This window comes from Streptomyces sp. NPDC057694 (assembly GCF_042799415.1).
In the GTDB taxonomy this organism is placed as follows: domain Bacteria; phylum Actinomycetota; class Actinomycetes; order Streptomycetales; family Streptomycetaceae; genus Streptomyces.
This window is the reverse complement of the sequence record NZ_JBHVIX010000015.1, coordinates 210,170-224,707: the sequence shown is the minus strand read 5'-3', so window position 1 is coordinate 224,707 and position 14,538 is coordinate 210,170. Positions and strand designations below refer to the sequence as shown.

Annotated in this window: 13 protein-coding genes; 2 read left to right on the top strand and 11 right to left on the bottom strand. The window is 72.8% G+C overall.

Features of this window, described 5'->3' with window-relative positions; translation table 11 throughout:
• Positions 1 to 466 precede the first annotated feature (466 nt).
• The 6 genes from proC to ACFVDP_RS28815 all read right to left on the bottom strand — a co-directional run bounded on the left by proC (position 467) and on the right by ACFVDP_RS28815 (position 4,751).
• Entirely contained in the window at positions 467 to 1,279 is an 813-nt protein-coding gene (proC, locus tag ACFVDP_RS28840; RefSeq protein WP_383495729.1) for a pyrroline-5-carboxylate reductase, read from the bottom strand.
• Positions 1,280 to 1,394: 115 nt separating this feature from the next.
• Entirely contained in the window at positions 1,395 to 2,132 is a 738-nt protein-coding gene (locus ACFVDP_RS28835; RefSeq protein ID WP_383495726.1) for an ABC transporter permease, read from the bottom strand.
• Positions 2,129 to 2,902, bottom strand: a complete 774-nt coding sequence (locus ACFVDP_RS28830) for an ABC transporter ATP-binding protein (RefSeq protein ID WP_383495723.1) — start codon at positions 2,900 to 2,902, stop codon at positions 2,129 to 2,131. The genes ACFVDP_RS28835 and ACFVDP_RS28830 overlap by 4 nt, the downstream gene beginning before the upstream one ends.
• A 58-nt stretch (positions 2,903 to 2,960) precedes the next feature.
• Positions 2,961 to 3,752 (bottom strand): class I SAM-dependent methyltransferase, encoded by a 792-nt coding sequence (locus ACFVDP_RS28825; RefSeq protein WP_383495720.1) that lies wholly within the window; start codon positions 3,750 to 3,752, stop codon positions 2,961 to 2,963.
• A 59-nt stretch (positions 3,753 to 3,811) separates the two neighbouring features.
• Positions 3,812 to 4,354 carry an EamA/RhaT family transporter gene (locus tag ACFVDP_RS28820; protein ID WP_383495718.1) on the bottom strand — a complete coding sequence of 181 codons (543 nt, stop codon included), beginning with the start codon at positions 4,352 to 4,354 and terminating at the stop codon, positions 3,812 to 3,814.
• A 67-nt stretch (positions 4,355 to 4,421) separates the two neighbouring features.
• Entirely contained in the window at positions 4,422 to 4,751 is a 330-nt protein-coding gene (locus tag ACFVDP_RS28815) for a peptidase (RefSeq protein WP_383495715.1), read from the bottom strand.
• Positions 4,752 to 4,891: 140 nt separating this feature from the next.
• Between ACFVDP_RS28815 and ACFVDP_RS28810 the strand changes: the two genes are divergently transcribed.
• Positions 4,892 to 7,030, top strand: a complete 2,139-nt coding sequence (locus ACFVDP_RS28810) for a serine/threonine-protein kinase (RefSeq protein ID WP_383495712.1) — start codon at positions 4,892 to 4,894, stop codon at positions 7,028 to 7,030.
• A 9-nt stretch (positions 7,031 to 7,039) separates the two neighbouring features.
• On the opposite strand, the gene ilvD is transcribed toward ACFVDP_RS28810, so the two are convergent.
• The 4 genes from ilvD to ACFVDP_RS28790 form a co-directional block, all read right to left on the bottom strand.
• The gene (ilvD, locus tag ACFVDP_RS28805; RefSeq protein WP_383495709.1) at positions 7,040 to 8,893 is read right to left on the bottom strand and encodes a dihydroxy-acid dehydratase; all 1,854 of its coding nucleotides are present in this window, start codon (positions 8,891 to 8,893) and stop codon (positions 7,040 to 7,042) included.
• Between the two features lie 182 nt (positions 8,894 to 9,075).
• Positions 9,076 to 9,693, bottom strand: a complete 618-nt coding sequence (locus ACFVDP_RS28800; RefSeq protein WP_383495706.1) for a TetR family transcriptional regulator — start codon at positions 9,691 to 9,693, stop codon at positions 9,076 to 9,078.
• On the bottom strand, positions 9,690 to 10,514 hold the full coding sequence (locus ACFVDP_RS28795) for a sugar phosphate isomerase/epimerase family protein (RefSeq protein WP_383495702.1): 825 nt from the start codon (positions 10,512 to 10,514) through the stop codon (positions 9,690 to 9,692). The genes ACFVDP_RS28800 and ACFVDP_RS28795 overlap by 4 nt, the downstream gene beginning before the upstream one ends.
• A gap of 293 nt (positions 10,515 to 10,807) precedes the next feature.
• Positions 10,808 to 11,743, bottom strand: coding sequence for a Ppx/GppA family phosphatase (locus tag ACFVDP_RS28790; protein ID WP_383495699.1), 936 nt, complete (start codon positions 11,741 to 11,743; stop codon positions 10,808 to 10,810).
• Positions 11,744 to 11,823: 80 nt separating this feature from the next.
• Between ACFVDP_RS28790 and ACFVDP_RS28785 the strand changes: the two genes are divergently transcribed.
• Complete coding sequence (locus ACFVDP_RS28785; RefSeq protein WP_383495696.1) at positions 11,824 to 12,675, top strand: hypothetical protein; 852 nt, start codon at positions 11,824 to 11,826, stop codon at positions 12,673 to 12,675.
• Positions 12,676 to 12,729: 54 nt separating this feature from the next.
• On the opposite strand, the gene ACFVDP_RS28780 is transcribed toward ACFVDP_RS28785, so the two are convergent.
• A complete protein-coding gene (locus ACFVDP_RS28780) occupies positions 12,730 to 14,466 on the bottom strand; it encodes a hypothetical protein (RefSeq protein ID WP_383495694.1) in 1,737 nt (578 codons plus the stop codon).
• Positions 14,467 to 14,538 lie beyond the last annotated feature (72 nt).

The window sequence follows — 14,538 nt, the reverse complement described above, 5'->3', positions numbered from 1 at the left end:
GCTTTCCTCCGGGCGCTTCCCTTCGGTATTTCGTGTTTCCGACTCTATCAGACCGTTTCACCGGCCGATTTCCTCGGGGTCTTGCTTCGCTTTCCGGCCTTTCGGCTTTCCGGCGAGTCCGACTCTATCAGATCCTTTCGGGCCTGATTCCCAGTCAGCGGGGTTTGTCTTCCCGGCTGTTGGGCCGTTCCGACGAGTGAGACTTTAGCGGAATCCCGGCTCCCGAGCTAATCGGGGTCCAGGCTCTCCGTCCTTTCGAACGGAGTTTCCTCATTTCGCAAAAGCGCGCGCAAACGGTGTGACGACGACACGGAGAAACCGGTCATCGTGCGTTTGAGTGGGTCTTGCGGAATGGCTGCCCGGGGACCAACCGGAGTCGGCGCTCACGTCGGACAACTCGGAGCACACTACGGACCAGCCCGGGACGTGTCAACCTCGTGCCCCGGGCCCGTGCGGGAGGCAGTTGTCAGTTGTTGTTGCCGGAGGCCAGGGCGCGGCTGCGGTCGCGGGCTGCTTCGAGGGCGGCGATGAGGGCGGCCCGTACGCCGTGGTTCTCCAGCTCGCGGATGGCGTTGATGGTCGTACCCGCGGGGGACGTGACGTTCTCGCGGAGCTTGACCGGGTGTTCGCCGCTGTCCCGGAGCATCGTGGCCGCGCCGATCGCGGACTGGACGATGAGGTCGTGGGCCTTGTCGCGGGGCAGGCCGAGGAGGATGCCCGCGTCCGTCATGGCTTCGACCAGGTAGAAGAAGTAGGCCGGGCCCGAGCCGGAGAGGGCCGTGCAGGCGTCCTGCTGGGACTCCGGGACGCGGAGGGTCTTGCCGACCGAGCCGAAGATCGCGTCGGCGTGCGCGAGATGGGCCTCCGTGGCGTGGGTGCCGGCGGAGATGACGGACATCGCCTCGTCGACGAGGGCCGGGGTGTTCGTCATGACGCGGACCACCGGGGTTCCCTCGGGGAGGCGCTCCTCGAAGTACGTGGTGGGGATGCCGGCCGCGCCGCTGATGATCAGGCGGTCCGCGGGGATGTGGGGGGAGAGCTCGGCCAGGAGCGTGCCCATGTCCTGGGGCTTCACCGTGAGGATCAGGGTGTCGGCCTGCTTGGCCGCCTCCTGGTTGGTGACGGGGGTGACGCCGTGCCGGGTGCGCAGTTCCTCGGCGCGCTCCGGGCGGCGGGCCGTGACCAGGAGGTCCGCCGGGGCCCAGCCGCCGCGGATCATTCCGCTGAGCAGGGCTTCACCGATCTTGCCTGTGCCGAGTACGGCGACCTTGTGGCTCATGGGCGTGGACCTCCCGTGGTGCTTGGCTTGCGTCGTTCCGTTCCGTGCATGGGTCGTGGGCATCCTCGCACCGGGGCGGCCGGGGTCCGGCGGGTGTCCGGTGGGCGGACGGGCGTCAGGGCGTACGGCGGCGCAGGGTGGCCTCGCCGACGACCAGGACCAGGACGGTGCAGCCCGCGACGATCAGGACGTCTCGGAGATAGGTGGCGGTGGGGTCCGGGTGGCGCAGGATCTCGTTCATGCCGTCGACCGCGTACGACATGGGGAGGACGTTCGAGATCGCCTCCAGTGCGGGTTGCATGCGGTCCCTGGGCGTGAACAGGCCGCAGAGGAGGAGCTGGGGGAAGATCACCGCCGGCAGGAACTGGACCGCCTGGAACTCGGAGGCCGCGAAGGCCGAGACGAAGAGGCCGAGGGCCGTGCCGAGCAGGGCGTCGAGGAGCGCCACCAGCAGGAGCAGCCAGGCCGAGCCCGTGACGTTCAGGTCGAGGACCCAGAGGGCGAGGCCTGTGGCCAGCGCCGACTGGACGACCGCGACGGTGCCGAACGCGAGGGCGTAGCCCGCGATCAGGTCGCCCTTGGCCATGGGCATCGCGAGGAGGCGTTCCAGGGTGCCCGAGGTGCGTTCGCGCAGGGTCGCGATCGAGGTCACCAGGAACATCGTGATCAGCGGGAAGATGCCGAGGAGCGAGGCGCCGATGGAGTCGAAGGTGCCGGGGCTGCCGTCGAACACGTAGCGCAGCAGGAGCAGCATCAGGCACGGGACCAGAAGCATCAGGGCGATGGTGCGGGGGTCGTGGCGGAGCTGGCGCAGGACCCGGGTCGCGGTGGCGGTGGTGCGGTGGATGTTCATGCGGCGTCCACCAGGTTCAGGAAGGCCTGTTCGACCGTGTCCGTGCCGGTGGCGGCGCGCAGGGCCTCGGGGGTGTCGTCGGCCAGGAGTGCGCCGTCGCGCATGAGGAGGAGGCGGTGGCAGCGCTCGGCCTCGTCCATGACGTGGGAGGAGACGAGGAGGGTGGTGCCGTGGGTCCGCGTGAGGTCGTGGAAGAGGCGCCACAGGTCGCGCCGGAGGACGGGGTCGAGGCCGACCGTCGGTTCGTCCAGGACCAGGAGGTCGGGGGTGCCGATCAGGGCCACCGCCAGGGAGACCCGGCTGAGCTGGCCGCCGGAGAGCGTTCCGGCGAGGGCGTGGGCGTGGGTGGTGAGGTCGACGGCGGCCAGGACCCGGTCGGCCTCCGCGCGGCGGCGGGCCGCTGCCGCGCGGCCGGCGCCGGGGAGGAGGACCGCGGCGAAGTAGTCCAGGTTCTGGGCGACCGTCAGGTCGAGGTAGACGGACGGGGCCTGCGTGACGTAGCCGACTCTTGAGCGCAGGCTCGGGTGGCCCGCCGGGTGGCCGAGGACCGTGAGGGTGCCGGTGACCTTGGCCTGGGTGCCGACGAGGGCGCGCAGCAGGGTCGACTTGCCGCAGCCGGACGGGCCCAGGAGGCCGGTGATCCGGCCGCGCGGGACCGTGAAGGTGAGGTCGCGCAGGACCGGGCGGGTGCCGCGGACGACCGTGAGGCCGGTGGCGTGGACCGCCGGCCGGACTCCGGTCCCCGTGTCCCCCGCCGTGGCGTCCGGCATGCCCGTTGGTTTATTCATCACATGATGAATATCCCGCCCGGGGGCGGTGCGGTCAAGGTCATGGGCGGCGTACGACGGTGAGCTCCACGGCGTAGGCGTCGTCGACCGTGCCGTCGGGGAAGTCGCGCAGGAGGTGGGCGCGTTCGTCGTCCAGGACCGGCTTGGCGCGCTCGGAGCCCATGACCACGAAGTACGAGCGGCTGGCGAGATGGGCCAGGTGCAGGTCGACCGGGATGCGGCGGGTCCAGTGCAGGCGGCGGAAGACGGTGGTGGGGGCCGGGGTCAGGCCCAGCTCGGTGACCAGGCGGACCGCGTCGGCGCTGACGCCGTGGCGGTGGTAGCCGGGCAGGCGTTCCTGAAGGCGGCGTTCCTGGGCGTCGGACCAGGCGACGTCCGGGTCCGGGACGTTCCACCACAGGGCGAGCGCGCCGCCGGGGCGCAGGACGCGCAGCGCCTCCGGGACCGAGCGGGCCGGGTCGGTCCAGTGCCAGGACTGGGCGTACGTGACGAGGTCGGCGGTGGCGTCGGCGAACGGGAGGGCGTCGCCGTAGGCGCGGACCAGCGGGACGTCGGGGAGGGTCGTGCGGAGCTGGGCGCCCATGCCGGGTCCCGGTTCGACGGCGACGACGTCGGCGCCCCGGTCGCGCAGCAGGGCCGTGGCGATGCCGGTGCCCGCGCCCACGTCGAGGACCCGTTTGCCGCGCAGGGAGGTGCCCGCCAGTTCCTCGACGGCGTCGAAGAGTTCGAGCGGGTAGGCCGGGCGGGCCGTGGCGTACTGGGCGGCGACCCCGTCGAAGGAGAGCGCGAAGTCGGAGGCCGGGCGGGCGTCGAGCGGCGGTTCGTCTGTCATGGCGCCATCGTGACGGTGCGCGGCTCCGGGTGTCAGGAGGGCCAGGTGTCAGGAGGCGGTCAGGCCTTGCGCTGCTTGCCGCCGGACTTCTTCCTGGCCGGGTTGCCGGTGCGTCGCTTCGTACGGCGCTCGTACTGCTCGCGGGCGGTCTCGTACTCCCGCCGCCGCAGCTTCTCGCCCGGGGCCTCGGTCAGGCAGCGCAGCGCGTACGCGACGAGGACACCGACGAAGCCGATCGCGAGGAAGCCGCGCAGGGACGCCTGCTTCTCGGGGTCGGGGCGCTCGCTGAAACCGCCCCAGGTCCGGCTGAAGCCTAGGGCGCTGCAGATCGCGAACGCGGCGACGAGCAGGACGTTCACGAAGGAGCCCACGTCGGCCAGGGCCAGGCCCTGGTAGGCGAAGCGCAGCACGAAGCAGCCGGCGACGGCCAGGACGAGGGCGCCGATGCCGACGCCTGCGCGGCGCAGCCCGTAGTGACCGGTGTGGTCGGCCCAGGTCGTACCGAAGAAACGGATCTCCTCGGGGCGGGGGCCGGGGGTGTCCTGGCCGGGGCCGCTCGCCGTGGAGGTGCTCGCAGTGGGGGTGCCGGTGTCGTCGCTCACGGTTCGATTATCACCGGGCCGGGCCGCGGGGTGCGCGGGACCGGCCCGGTGCGCCCGGTGCGGTGCGTCAGGAGCAGCGCCCTGCCACGTAACCGTCACTGCCTGTCTTCACGTAGGAGTCCGAGACGTACTGGCCGCTGCCGATGTTGTCCCAGATGTTCGTGGTGCCGTACGTGCCTGCGACCCACTCGCCGGGCTTCTGGCAGGTGATCGGCACGCTGGCGCCGAGCGGCAGGGTGCGCACCAGCTGGTACTGGGTGCCGGGGCCGCTGCGCACCTTCAGGCGGACGCCCGGGGCGACCGGGTAGCGGGTGGCCGTCGCGGCGACGGCCTCGGTCGTGCTCCCGGCGTCGCCGGTGTCCGCGATATCGGTTATGCCGGCGTTCTCAACTGCCATCTGTATCTCCCCCGTTGACGTGTGTGACGCGCGTCGCGCGCTGCGACTCGCGCAGGCTAGCAAGCCCCTGAGGCATCGCACGAAGCATCGACTAGGCTCCGTGCGTCGCGCTTGCGGACTCAAGTACACGGGGGTGGACGATGCCGCCGCTGCGCAGCACCGGACCCGGGCCGGAAGCGGAGCGTCCGGGGTATGCCGGTCGCTATCGCCTGGAGGAATGCCTGGGAACGGGCGGCATGGGCGTGGTCCATCTGGCCACGTCCGCCTCGGGGCTGCGGCTCGCCGTCAAGGTGGTCCATGCCCATTACGCGGCCGATCCCGAGTTCCGGGCCCGTTTCCGGCAGGAGGTCAGCGCCGCGCGCCGGGTCAGCGGCGCGTTCACCGCGCCGGTCGTGGACGCCGACCCCGCCGCGCGCCTGCCGTGGATGGCCACGCTGTTCATCCCCGGCGACACCCTCGCGGAACGTGTGAAGCGGAACGGCGCGCTGGACGTCTCCGAGGTGCGCAGGCTCGGCGCCGGGCTCGCGGAGGCGCTGCGCGACATCCACCGGGCGGGCGTGGTCCACCGCGATCTCAAGCCGAGCAATGTGCTGCTCGCCGCGGACGGCCCCAAGGTCATCGACTTCGGCATCTCGCGTCCCGTCGACAGTGAACTGCGTACGGAGACGGGCAAGCTGATCGGTTCGCCGCCCTTCATGGCGCCGGAGCAGTTCCAGCGGCCGCGCGAAGTGGGCCCCGCCGCCGATGTGTTCGCCATGGGCGCCGTGCTCGCCCACGCGGCGAGCGGCCGCGGCCCCTTCGACTCCGACAGCCCGTACCTCGTCGCGTACCAGGTGGTGCACGACGAACCGGAGCTGTCCGGCGTCCCCGACGCGCTCGTGCCGCTGATCCGGCGCTGTCTGGCCAAGGACCCGGCCGGGCGGCCCTCCCCCGCCGAGATCATGGACGCCCTGCGCGACCTCCCGGAGGAACCGCGGGCGGCGGTGGCGCGCATACCGGTGCAGCGCGGGCCGGATCCGAGTGAGCGGGTCGCCTCCGCAGGTGCGCGGTTCCTCACGCGGACCGGTCGTGCGGCGGCCACCGGCACCGGTACGGCGGGGCGCGGGCGGCGGCGCCGGGTGATCCTGGCCGCCGCCGTGGGCGTACTGCTCGTCGGGGGCGTCGCGGCGCTGACCACCGGCGCGCTGACCTCGGACGGCCGGGAAGGCGCGGAGCGGCCCGGGCTGACCGCCGCCACCGCCGCTTTCGCCCCCTGGAGCGTCCGGCTCGACGCGTCGGGCGGCGATCCGCCCGCCTGCACCGCGGACGCGGACGCGCTGTACTGCGTGACGGGTGACGGCGTCGCCGCGCGGCTCGATCCGGCGGACGGCCGGATCCTGTGGCGGCACCGGACGGGCGGGAAGCCGCAGGGGCCCTCGGCTCTGTCCGGCGGGCTGCTGCACGTCGTCGCGGACGACCGGCTGACGGCGCTCGATCCCCGTACGGGAAAGGCCCGCTGGACCCACACCACCTCGGGCGTCGACGCCGTCCAGCACTCCGCGGGGACCACGCTGCTCATCGCGCCGGACGGCACCGTGCGGGCCCTGGACAGTGCGACCGGGCGGCCCCGGTGGACCAAGGACCTCGACGGGGCCCAGGCACAGTGGGTGGCCGACGGCGCGGATACGTTCTTCAGGGCGACGCCCACCGCGGACGGCTCCGCGACCACGGTCAGCGCGGTGTCCGCGAGCGACGGGCGGGTGCGGTGGTCGACCCGCGCGGCGGGCGATCTGCACCCCTTCGCGGCCGGGGACGGCGCGCTGCACCTGCTCTCCATTGACCTGCGGCAGATGACCGACGCCGTGGTCAGGGTCGACACCCGCACCCACGCGGTGCGCCGGGTCGCCATGCCCGTACCGGTCGATCAGGCGCAGGCGGTCGAGAGCGGCGGGACGGTGTACGTGTACTCGGACGGTGGCCTGCTCTCCGCCGTCGACACGCGGCCGGGCACGGCGCGGGCGGACGCGGTGCGCTGGCAGCGGGACACCTCGGTCAGCCGTCCCTCGGGCCCGGTCGCGGCGGGCGACAGCTTCTACTACACGGCGACCGACGGGCGGCTGCTCGCCGCGTCCGCGCGCAGCGGGGCGCCGCTCGCGCAGACGCGCCCGCGGCCCGCCCCGCGCTCCGACCGGCTGGTCGCCTATCTGCCGGCGCCCGTGGTGATCGGCGGGAAGGTGTTCGCGAGCGCGCCCGACGGCAGTGTCTTCGGGATGGACGGGAGCCACCCCGAAGACTGGTGAGGCGGTGCCTCAGCCGAGCTTCGACACGTCGCGGACCGCGCCCTTGTCGGCGCTGGTGGCCATCGCGGCGTACGCGCGCAGGGCCTGGGAGACCTTGCGCTCGCGGTTCTTCGGGGCGTACACCCCGTCGAAGGCCGCGCGCCGGCCGTCCAGCTCCTCGTCCGTGACCAGCAGTTCGATGGTGCGGTTGGGGATGTCGATGCGGATGCGGTCGCCGTCCTCGACGAGCGCGATCGTGCCGCCGGAGGCCGCCTCGGGCGAGGCGTGGCCGATGGACAGGCCCGAGGTGCCGCCGGAGAAGCGGCCGTCGGTGACCAGGGCGCAGGCCTTGCCGAGGCCGCGGCCCTTCAGGTACGAGGTCGGGTACAGCATCTCCTGCATGCCCGGGCCGCCCTTGGGGCCCTCGTAGCGGATGACGACGACGTCGCCCTCCTTGACCTGCTGGGTGAGGATCTTCTGGACGGCCTCCTCCTGCGACTCGCAGACGACGGCCGGGCCCTCGAAGGTCCAGATCGACTCGTCGACGCCCGCCGTCTTCACGACGCAGCCGTCCTCCGCCAGATTGCCCTTGAGGACCGCGAGGCCGCCGTCCTTGGAGTAGGCGTGCGCGACGTCGCGGATGCAGCCGCCCGCGGCGTCGGTGTCGAGGGTCTCCCAGCGCTTGGACTGGGAGAAGGCGGTGGCGGAGCGCTCGCAGCCGGGGGCCGCGTGCCACATTTCGAGGGCTTCCTCGGACGTGGCGCCGCTGCGGATGTCCCAGGTGTCCAGCCATTCCTTGACGGAGGGGCTGTGGACGGTGTGCACGTCCTCGTTGAGCAGACCGCCGCGGTACAGCTCGCCGAGCAGGGCCGGGATGCCGCCCGCGCGGTGCACGTCCTCCATGTAGTACGTCTTCGCGCCCGCGACGTTCGGCGCGACCTTGGCCAGGCAGGGGACGCGGCGCGAGACGGCGTTGATGTGGTCGAGGTTGTAGTCGACCTCGGCCTCCTGCGCGGCGGCCAGCAGGTGCAGGATCGTGTTCGTGGAGCCGCCCATGGCGATGTCGAGCGCCATCGCGTTCTCGAACGCCGCGTGCGTGGCGATGTTGCGCGGCAGGACCGAGGCGTCGTCCTCGCCGTAGTAGCGCTTCGTCAGCTCGACGACGGTCGCGCCCGCGCGCTCGTACAGCGCCTTGCGGGCGGTGTGCGTGGCGAGCACCGAGCCATTGCCCGGCAGGGAGAGGCCGATGGCCTCCGTCAGGCAGTTCATCGAGTTGGCCGTGAACATGCCGGAACAGGAGCCGCAGGTCGGACAGGCGTTCTCCTCGATACGGAGGATGTCCTCGTCGGAGATCTTGTCGTTGACCGCCTCCGACATCGCGTCGACCAGGTCGAGCGTGCGGACCGTGCCGTCGACGAGCGTGGCGCGGCCGGACTCCATCGGGCCGCCGGAGACGAAGACCGTCGGGATGTTGAGGCGGAGCGCCGCCATCAGCATGCCGGGCGTGATCTTGTCGCAGTTCGAGATGCAGACCAGTGCGTCCGCGCAGTGCGCCTCGACCATGTACTCGACCGAGTCCGCGATCAGCTCCCGGGACGGGAGGCTGTAGAGCATGCCGCCGTGGCCCATCGCGATGCCGTCGTCGACCGCGATCGTGTTGAACTCGCGGGCGATGCCGCCCGCGGCCGTGATCGCGTCGCTCACGATGCGGCCGACCGGAGCCAGGTGCGTGTGGCCGGGCACGAACTCCGTGAACGAGTTGGCGACCGCGATGATCGGCTTCCGGCCGATGTCCGCACCGGGTACACCGGAGGCGCGCATAAGGGCGCGGGCGCCCGCCATGTTGCGGCCGTGGGTGACTGTGCGGGACCTCAGCTCGGGCATCGCCGCTCGCTCCTTCAGGTCGGGTCTGCGGGGCAGACCGTCAGAGAGAAAAGACAGGCTCACGAGCCTACGCCGCCGCTCTGTCATGGGAACCGGGTGTCCGGATGGCGGGACGGCTGTCTCAACCGCCAGTCACGATGATCTACGCGATCCGGTGGGTCCCGGGATGGGTCCGGTGCTCTCTACGGTCCTGTGAGGTGCCGCTGGACCACCGGCGCGAGGCGGGCGATGACGTCCTCGGCGTCGGCGGACGCCAGCGGCTCCGCCTTGATCACGTAGCGGAGCATCGCCGTGCCCACCAGCTGCGCGGCGGCGAGCGAGACCCGCAGCTCGGCCTCCCGCTCGGGCACGTCGAGGCGGCGGGCGAGCCGGGAGAGCAGCTGGGCCGCGATCAGCCGCCGGAAGACGGCGGCCGCGGTCTCGTTGTTGACGGCGGAACGGACGATGGCGAGCAGCGGGGCCCGGGTCGCCGGGTTCTCCCAGATTCCGAAGATGAAGCGGGTCAGCCGCTCCCCGACCGCGTCGAGCGGTCCGTCCTCCACCGCGGCGGGCGCCTGCAGGGCCGGGGCGAACGCCACTTCGATCGACGCGGCGAAGACCTGTTCCTTGGTGCCGAAGTAGTGGTGCACGAGCGCCGCGTCGACGCCGGCCGCCTTCGCGATGCCGCGTACGGACGTCTTCTCGAAGCCGCGCTCGGCGAACTCCTCGCGGGCCGCGGCGAGGATCAGCTCACGCGTGTCCGGGCCGCCCTCCGTCGCCGTACGGGACGGCCGTCCCCTGCGGCGCGCGGGTTCCGTCATGAACGCGGCACCCGGACCGCGGAGGCCAGGTGCAGGCGGGTGAAGGCGAGGGCCTCGGCCAGGTCCGCCTCGCGCTCGGCGCTCGACATGGCCCGCCGGGTGTTGACCTCGATCACGACATGGCCGTCGAAGCCGCCGGTCGCGAGGCGTTCGAGGAGTTCGGCGCAGGGCTGGGTGCCGCGGCCGGGGACCAGGTGCTCGTCCTTGTTCGAGCCGTTGCCGTCCGCGAGGTGGACGTGGCCGAGCCGGTCGCCCATGCGGTCGATCATGTGCATCGCGTCGGTGCGGGCGGTCGCCGTGTGGCTGAGATCGACGGTGAAGTGACGGTAGTCGTCCTTCGTGACGTCCCAGTCGGGGGCGTACGCGAGCATCTCGCGGTCCCGGTAGCGCCACGGGTACATGTTCTCGACGGCGAACCGGACGTCCGTCTCGTCCGCCATCCGCCAGATGCCGCCGACGAAGTCCCGGGCGTACTGGCGCTGCCAGCGGAAGGGCGGGTGGACGACCACCGTCGAGGCGCCGAGCCGTTCCGCGGCGGCCTTCGCGCGCTGCAGCTTCGTCCAGGGGTCGGTGGACCAGACGCGCTGTGTGATCAGCAGACACGGGGCGTGGACGGCCAGGATCGGGATCTGGTGGTAGTCGCTGAGGCGGCGCAGGGCCTCGATGTCCTGGCTGACGGGGTCGGTCCAGACCATGACCTCTACGCCGTCGTAGCCCAGGCGTGCGGCGATCTCGAAGGCCGTCGCCGTGGACTCCGGATAGACCGAGGCCGTCGACAGGGCGACCTTCGCATCCGGGATGCGCACCACTGGTTCTGCCACGGGGACAGAGTACGGGCCTTCTGGATGGGGTGGGGAGGCGGTCCTTTGGGGGGTGGGGTGGCTTGGCCGGAACCGGGGGTTCGGGGGGCCGGGCGGGCCCGGGTGGGCCCGGGTGGGGCTGGGTGGGGCTGGGCCGGGCCGCGGTGGGGGCCCGATGGGCGCTTGCCCCGCGCTGGGGTGCCGCCTTGCCCACCCTGCCGCCCCTGGCGGCAGATTGCCCAAGGCGGGGGGGGGCGGCAGGTCACCGGAGGCGGCGGGGCAGTGGCGCGAGGGCGGCGGCCCGGGGCCCTGGGTTATGGGCGTGACGGCATGTGGTCCAGGCGACGGAGGATTACTCCCTCTCGTAGGGCCCAGGGGCAGATTTCGAGGGTTTCCACGCCGAAGAGGTCCATCGCGCCCTCCGCGACCAGCGCTCCGGCGAGGAGCTGGCCCGCGCGGCCCTCCGAGACGCCGGGGAGTTCCGAGCGCTCGGGCTCCGTCATCGCGGCGAGCCGGGGCACCCAGTCCTCCAGGGATCTGCGCTTCAACTCCCGCTGGACGTAGAGCCCTTCGGTGGAGCGGGCCGCCCCGGCGAGCCGGGCCAGCTGCTTGAACGTCTTGGACGTGGCGACGACATGGTCCGGCGCCCCGAACCGGCTGAACTCCCCCACCGTGCGCGCGATCTGCGCCCGCACATGCCGTCGCAGCGCCTTGACGTCCGCGGGGTCGGCCGGGTCGCCGGGCAGCCAGCCGGCCGTCAGCCGCCCGGCGCCGAGCGGCAGCGACACCGCCGCGTCCGGCTCCTCGTCGATCCCGTACGCGATCTCCAGCGAGCCGCCGCCGATGTCGAGGACCAGCAGCTTGCCCGCCGACCAGCCGAACCACCGGCGGGCAGCCAGGAACGTGAGCCGGGCCTCCTCCTCGCCGCTGAGCACCCGCAGCTCGACGCCGGTCTCGTCCTTGACGCGGGCCAGGACCTCGTCGGCGTTGGTCGCCTCCCGCACCGCCGACGTGGCGAACGGCAGCAGGTCCTCGACGCCCTTGTCCTCGGCGGCCTCCAGGGCTTCGGTGACCGTGCCGACGAGCCGCTCCACGCCGTCGGGGCCGATCGCCCCGCGCTCGTCGAGGAGTTGGGCGAGCCGCAGGTCGGCCTTGTGCGAGTGCGCGGGCAACGGCCGGGCACCCGGGTGTGCATCCACCACCAGCAGATGGACCGTATTCGAACCCACATCGAGGACACCGAGTCTCATGTACGGAACGCTACTGCGCCCGTGAGGTCCCCTGGCAGGGAAGGTCCGAGCGAACTCCCCCGGCGCCTTACTCTGGAACGGTGCCAAAGACGAAAAAGGCCAAGGCCGACAAGAGCGGTAAGAGCGACAAGAAGGCCAAGTCGGCACTGCTGAAGCAGGGCCGGGACTTGAAGCAGGACGAGAAGTCCATCGACTTCCCGCGCGCCTGGGTCGAGTTCCCGGATCCGGCCGACGACGAGCAGGTCTTCCGCTGTGATCTGACATGGCTGACCTCTCGTTGGTCGTGCATCTTCGGCAGTGGCTGCCAGGGCATCCAGGCGGGGCGCGCGGACGACGGCTGCTGCACGCTGGGCGCCCACTTCTCGGACGAGGACGACGAGAAGCGCGTGGCGGGGTTCGTGGCCCGGCTCACTCCCGACATCTGGCAGCACCATGACGTCGGTACGGAGACCGGCTGGGTGTCGAAGGACGAGGACGGCGAGCGGCAGACCCGCCCGTACAACGGCTCGTGCATCTTCCAGAACCGCCCGGGCTTCGAGGGCGGCGCGGGATGTTCGCTGCACATCCTCGCCCTCAAGGAGGGGCGCGAGCCCCTGGAGACGAAGCCGGACGTCTGCTGGCAGCTGCCGGTCCGGCGGACCTACGAGTGGATCGACCGGCCGGACGACACGCGCGTGCTCCAGGTCTCGATCGGCGAGTACGACCGGCGCGGCTGGGGCCCGGGCGGCCACGATCTGCACTGGTGGTGCACGTCGGCGACCTCGGCGCACGGCGCCGGCGACCCGGTGTACGTCTCCTACGGCCCGGAGCTGACCGAGCTGATGGGCCCCGAGGGGTACGCGAAGCTGGTCGAGTTGTGCGAGGAGCGGCTCGCCGCCCTGCCCAAGGGGCTGCCGCTGCTCGCCCCGCACCCGGCGGACCCTGCCTCCTGACCCTGTCCGTCCTGACCCTGTCCGTCCCGGCCCCGGCCGTCATGGTCCGGGCCCTCAGGGGGACTGCGGCGGCGCCGTCGAGTCCCCCGGGCCCGGGCTCGCCGTGTCGGACGGGGTGGGCTCGGGCTCGCTCGTCGCCGGGTCGCTCGGCGTCGGCGTGGGGTCCGGGTCGGACGTGCCCGGGTCGCTGGGCGTCGGCGTGGGATCCGGCTCGGAAGGCGACGACGAGCCGCCGCCCGAACCGTGCCCCGGGTGTCCGCCGCCGTGGCCGGGGTGGTGGCCGCCGCCCGGGCGCCGCCCGTAGCCGTCGAGCGAGATGACCGCCCCGGACGGATCGATGCCGATGCGCGCGCTCCAGTGCCCGGCCGGCTCCCGGTCGTGATCGACGTACACCCGGATCGTGCTCGACTCGCCGGGGCTCAGCGTGCCCGACGTCTGGCTCAGCCAGAGCCAGGAGGCGCCCGTCGAAGCCGACCAGTGCACGGGCGCGCTGCCGGACGCGGTCAGCGTGATGAGCGTCGCGCTGCCGCTGGGCTGCGCCGCCACGGTGAGCCGGCCGGGGCCCGAACTCGCGCGCGTGGGGGGCGAGATCACTTCCACGGAGACGTCCTGCGAGCGGCTGCCCGCGCTGAAGCGGGGGTCGGGGGTGGTGCTGGCGTTGCCCGCGTTCTCGTAGCCGAATCCGGTGCCGTCACCGGCGCGCTCGCCGTCCAGGCCGCCCGAGCCCTCGGCCTCACTGGCGCTCACGGAGCGGCCGTCGGAACCCTCGCCGGTCAGCGGAGCGCCCCGGTAGGCGGCCCACAGGGCGAACACGGGGGCGGCGACGACGGTGGCGACGACCGTCGTGGTGACGGCACGCGCGCGCAGGCGGTCGCGGCGGGCCGCGCGGTCCTTGGGGTCCATCGGGAAGCCGCGCCGGTCGAAGCGCGGGGCTCGCGGATGCGCGCCCTGGGCTGCGTGCATCGCGTGGTGCAGGGCGGCGCGCGGGGCCTCGGCGAGCGGCAGCGCGGCGGGGCTGACCGAGGTGCCGGGCCAGGCGCCGGGGACGGCGCGCTCGGCGGTGCGGCGGCAGCGCGGGCAGTCGTCCACGTGGCGCACCAGCTCGCGGCGCAGGGCGGCGGACAGCAGCAGCTGATGGTCGCCGGTGAGGCGGTTGACGCTGGGGCAGGTGCCCGTCTCGACGACGGCGAGCGCGGCGCGGGTGCGCTCGACCTCGCAGGCCGCGACGGAGAGCAGCTCGCGCGTGGCACCGGGGTCGGAGCCGAGCACGGCGGCGACCTCGGCGGCGGACAGCTGGTGGCGCACCGCGAGCTCCAGCGCCTCGCGCTGCTCGGGGGTGGTACCTGCGGCCTCCGGCCAGGCCAGCAGCGCGAGTTGCCGTCGGCGCTCCTCCTGGAGGAGGCCGTCCTGCGGCGCGTCGGGGGCGCTCCGGGTGTCCGGGGCGGATCCGGCCGCGTGCGCCCGCTGCCTGCGGCGTTTGGCCTCCGCCAGTCGGCGCAGGCAGGACCAGCGGGCCAGCGCGTACAGCCAGGCCCTGCGGTCGCTCTCCGCGTCGGGGCCGCGGGAGCCGCGGCGCTCGGCGAGGGCGAGGGCGTCCCCGAGGGCGGTGATCGCCTCGTCGTGGTCGCAGAGTACGGAGAGGCAGTAGGTGAACAGGCCGTCCAGACACGGCTCGTAGCGCGCGGGCGGGCGCTGCGTGGCAGCGCGCGGCACCGGCCGCCTCGCCCCGGCGCGGTGCGCCCGGTGTGCGCCGGTGGAGTATGTCGGGGTTTCCGGCCTGCTGCTTGTCACCTGTGCGACCGTAGGCGGCGGGTAAGGCCCCTTCCGCCCCCTTGAGTACATTTAATCCTTACGGGTGAAACG

Bases quoted from the DNA above. Each gene is read 5' to 3' on its own strand.
- proC (WP_383495729.1), bottom strand. From the start codon at position 1,279: ATGAGCCACAAGGTCGCCGTACTCGGCACAGGCAAGATCGGTGAAGCC.
- ACFVDP_RS28835 (WP_383495726.1), bottom strand. From the start codon at position 2,132: ATGAACATCCACCGCACCACCGCCACCGCGACCCGGGTCCTGCGCCAG.
- ACFVDP_RS28830 (WP_383495723.1), bottom strand. From the start codon at position 2,902: ATGCCGGACGCCACGGCGGGGGACACGGGGACCGGAGTCCGGCCGGCG.
- ACFVDP_RS28825 (WP_383495720.1), bottom strand. From the start codon at position 3,752: ATGACAGACGAACCGCCGCTCGACGCCCGCCCGGCCTCCGACTTCGCG.
- ACFVDP_RS28815 (WP_383495715.1), bottom strand. From the start codon at position 4,751: ATGGCAGTTGAGAACGCCGGCATAACCGATATCGCGGACACCGGCGAC.
- ACFVDP_RS28810 (WP_383495712.1), top strand. From the start codon at position 4,892: ATGCCGCCGCTGCGCAGCACCGGACCCGGGCCGGAAGCGGAGCGTCCG.
- ilvD (WP_383495709.1), bottom strand. From the start codon at position 8,893: ATGCCCGAGCTGAGGTCCCGCACAGTCACCCACGGCCGCAACATGGCG.
- ACFVDP_RS28800 (WP_383495706.1), bottom strand. From the start codon at position 9,693: ATGACGGAACCCGCGCGCCGCAGGGGACGGCCGTCCCGTACGGCGACG.
- ACFVDP_RS28790 (WP_383495699.1), bottom strand. From the start codon at position 11,743: ATGAGACTCGGTGTCCTCGATGTGGGTTCGAATACGGTCCATCTGCTG.